At 42.4% G+C, this 3873-nt stretch carries 3 protein-coding genes and 1 pseudogene; 2 read left to right on the forward strand and 2 right to left on the reverse strand.

Features of this window, described 5'->3' with window-relative positions; genetic code table 11:
- A protein-coding gene (locus AC2UZJ_RS12360; protein ID WP_486950441.1) for an IS3 family transposase occupies positions 1 to 1116 on the forward strand; the annotation gives its coding sequence in 2 pieces (ribosomal slippage) (positions 1 to 202 and positions 205 to 1116; 1114 coding nt annotated over the 2 pieces). This gene is flagged as partial in the annotation.
- A gap of 78 nt (positions 1117 to 1194) precedes the next feature.
- Here the strand turns inward: AC2UZJ_RS12360 and AC2UZJ_RS12365 are convergent.
- Complete coding sequence (locus AC2UZJ_RS12365) at positions 1195 to 2913, reverse strand: putative bifunctional diguanylate cyclase/phosphodiesterase (protein WP_486950442.1); 1719 nt, start codon at positions 2911 to 2913, stop codon at positions 1195 to 1197.
- Between the two features lie 236 nt (positions 2914 to 3149).
- Positions 3150 to 3371, reverse strand: coding sequence for a hypothetical protein (locus tag AC2UZJ_RS12370; protein ID WP_486950443.1), 222 nt, complete (start codon positions 3369 to 3371; stop codon positions 3150 to 3152).
- Positions 3372 to 3540: 169 nt separating this feature from the next.
- Here AC2UZJ_RS12370 and AC2UZJ_RS12375 point away from each other — a divergent pair.
- Positions 3541 to 3798: pseudogene (locus tag AC2UZJ_RS12375) on the forward strand (transposase); the annotation flags it as partial.
- Positions 3799 to 3873 lie beyond the last annotated feature (75 nt).

Raw genomic sequence — 3873 nt, forward strand, 5'->3', positions numbered from 1 at the left:
TCAAAACTACACAGTTAGAGAGGCAGCGGATGCCATGAGTGTTGGTTATTCAACCATGGATAGATGGGTTCGCCAGTTACGCCAAGAGCGTAACGGTGAAACATCAAAAGCAACGCCAATGACCCCCGATCAACTCAAAATACGTGAGCTTGAAAAGCGTATTCGCCAGGTTGAAATGGAAAAAGATATATTAAAAAAGGCTACAACCGCTCTCTTGATGTCGGACTCCCTGAGCACTTCTCGTTAATCGAGAAACTCAAGAAGAGCTGCCCAGTTACCAAGCTGTGCCAAGTATTTGGCGTGCATCGCAGCAGCTTTAAGTACTGGAAACAACGTTCAAAAATGCCTGTGTCTGTCACTAAGGTCAAAGAAATTGCCAAGGTTAAAGAGCTCTTTGAAAAGAGTGAAGGTTCAGCTGGTGCGCGAAGTATCGCGCAAATGGCCACGGATCAAAACGTTCCCTTAAGTCGTTACCGTGCGGGGCGTCTGATGAGGAAATTGGGGCTGATAAGCTGTCAGATCCCTGGGCATACTTACAAGAAAACAGGTGATGTGCATGTTAAAACACCCAATGAGTTAGGCCGTCAGTTCAATGTTGATGCGCCCAATCGTGTTTGGTGTGGTGATGTCACCTATATCTGGACAGGTAACCGTTGGGCGTATTTAGCGGTTGTGATGGACTTGTTTGGGCGTAAGCCCGTTGGCTGGGCGATGTCTTTAACGCCGGATAGTGAGCTGACCAGTGATGCCCTTAATATGGTTTATGAAAGCCGTGGGCGACCTAAGGGCGTTATGTTCCATAGTGATCAAGGTAGCCACTATACAAGCCGTAGGTTTGGGCAAACACTCTGGCATTGTCAAATTAAACCGAGCATGAGTCGGCGAGGCAACTGCTGGGATAATGCACCTATGGAGCGTTTTTTTAGAAGTTTAAAGGTTGAATGGGTGCCAACGTATGGCTACCACTCATTGACTCAAGCTAAGCAGCATATAGTGAAATATTTAATCGGTTATTACAGTCAGTTAAGACCGCATCGGCACAATGGCGGCATGAGCCCTAATCAAGCTGAAGCAAATTACTGGAATAACTATAAACTGGTGGCCAGTTTTACTTGACCACTACAAAGATACAACACATTACATATAGTATCATTCAGCCAGGTTAACAAGGTGCCGAAAAATAAGTAATAATACTTAGAAAATATACTTATTTTTGTTTAAAAACAGATTTTTCACTTCCTTCGCTGATAAAGACTTATAAAATAAATCACCTTGAAATAAATCAGTTCCATGTGTTAAGAAATAATCAAACTGCCAATCTAATTCTATTCCGCTCACGATAGCTTGCAGGTTTAATGTGTGCGCTAAGGCGCTAATAGCGACGGCAACTACGCGATCACCCACATGATCAGATCGATTTTGAGCTCGCAATATATCAAGGGGTAATCGCTCAATATGTTGAACAGAAGAAAACTCTGTACCTGAACCCTCCAACGAAAATGAAACTCCTAACGCCCGTAACTCTTGAATCTTACGAATATTCAACTCAATATCTGAGAGATACACAGACTCGCTTAGTTTTAGACAAATTAAAGAGGGATTTACTCCTGTTTGCTCTACGATATTTCTCACCGATACAATGAGTGCGTCATTTTGCAACTGTCGTACGTTGATATCTATCGCTATGGTTAAGTGAGCCAGACTAGTCAGCTGGCTCCACTCTGACAGTTGCTTGCAAATCGTTTTAAGCTTCCACTGGAAAATCGGAATATCTAAGTTGTTTTCCTCAGCTAACCCTAAAAAGACAGTAGGTAGCAGTTTTCCCTTAATTGGATGGCTCCAGTAAACATCGGCATCAAACCCTTTTATGGTACGTTGTCGATCTACAATGCATTGATAACGCAGCGTCAACTCATTACGCTCTAAAACGTACTCTAAATCCTGAAGTAGCGCATTACGCTCAATAATCACCTCTTCTAGCTGTGAGTTAAATGTATAAACACGGTTACGCCCTAACTCTTTCGCTTTATAAAGCGCCATATCAGCACGACTTAGTAGGATGGATTTACTTTTTTCGACTTTATTAAATAAAACTAACCCCATACTAGCCGTACTGTGCGCTTGAAAGCCATCTAATGTAAATCGCATTTCTAACGATTTACGTATTTCCTCAGCGAGTCGCTTTGTCCTCTCCTTCGCTCTATCACTAATTTGCCCTAGGTTCGTAAACAAAATAACAAACTCGTCTCCTCCCAGACGAGCCGCTATGTCTTGGCCTCTAATTAGACAACTTAGTTGTTTGGCCACTTTACGTAATACATTGTCCCCTGTTGCATGCCCCATCCTGTCATTAATATCTTTAAAGTTATCTAGATCTAATAAAATAAGGGCGGTATATTGGTCGGTGATTTGTATGTCATCTATCGTCCGTTGTAATGCATCATAAAAATAGGCGCGATTAGGTAATCCCGTTAAATCATCATGCCAAGCCAAGTGGTATAAACGTTGTTCTGCCAGCTTACGCTCTGTAATATCGGCACGGATAGCAATGTACTTTATCGGCTTACCGCTCCTATCTTTGAAAGGAGTAATGGTCGTGTGAACCCAGTAAAGCGAGCCATCTTTAGCTCGGTTACATACCTCTCCATTCCAGACGTTGCCTGAGGAAATCGTCAACCACAATTCCTCAAAAAAAGCGTTAGGATGATAGCCTGAATTGATTAGACGATGATTTTGTCCGATCAGCTCATCCCGTGAGTATTGCGAGATCTCACAGAACTTCTCATTACAATCAATGATTGTTCCTTTCGCATCCGTTATAGCCACAATGGCGTGGGCATCTAGTGCTGCCTTTAAATCATTAAGCTCTTGGTGGTAAGCATTTAAGCGTTTTTCTAATTGTTTTTTTTCCATAGCCTCACCTCACTCGTATAAGCTGTTTTCTTTAAAACTCGCTAATTTAGCGCCACTTACTTACTGATACATCTATCATAGCTAGAAATACCTTTCCTTAAATAAATACTTTCAGTTTCAAGGGTTAATTCTAGTGTAAGTATATATTGTCGTTAGATGAGAGTGGATTTCTGGCCAATGACAGTAACACGCATATGATTACGCACCATGCTTGATGGCAATAGCTGTATCTAGAGCTAGGAGTGGGAGTGATATCTTCTCTCTACTTTAATGAAGTGCCCTTTAATACCTAGCAACTCAATTGGTATTGCTGCCGGAACCTGCTCCATGACTTCAGTCATAAACTGCTTATGTAGGGCCTGACTTTCGGAAACAATAGACTGGATTAACTCTGCATTCTCTTCAATAATTAATTGGGTAAAAAAGGCTCGTACATCATTTGGTTTTTTATTATTCAATATGCCTGCGTAGAATCACTTGGTTTCTTTGAACTTAAATGACCAAATATCGCCATCTGAAATATAGTCAATCAGACGAGAGGCCGGAGTATATCTGACCTATCCCCCAAAAACAGTGCCATAAGGTTGATGAGATTTCCATTAAGCTGGGACAAAAGGAGATCTCACCATGAAGAAGCGTTACAGCGAAGAACAAATTATCCGTGCCATCAAAGAGCATGAGGCCGGTGCCAAGGTTGGCGACCTATGCCGTCAGCTCGGTATTTCATCGGGTACGTTTTATAACTGGCGCAGTAAGTATGCGGGCATGGAAGTGAATGAGGCGAAGCGACTTCGAGAGCTCGAATCTGAAAACGCTAAGTTGAAAAAGCTGCTTGCAGAGAAACTACTAGAAAATGAGGCGTTGAAGGATGTCGTGTCAAAAAAGTGGTAAAGCCCGCCAGTAAAAAGGCCGTTGTGGAGTACGTGATGACGCGATTTACGCTGAGTGAGCGTGCCGCAT

It is taken from the genome of Paenalcaligenes sp. DL 309 (assembly GCF_057475285.1).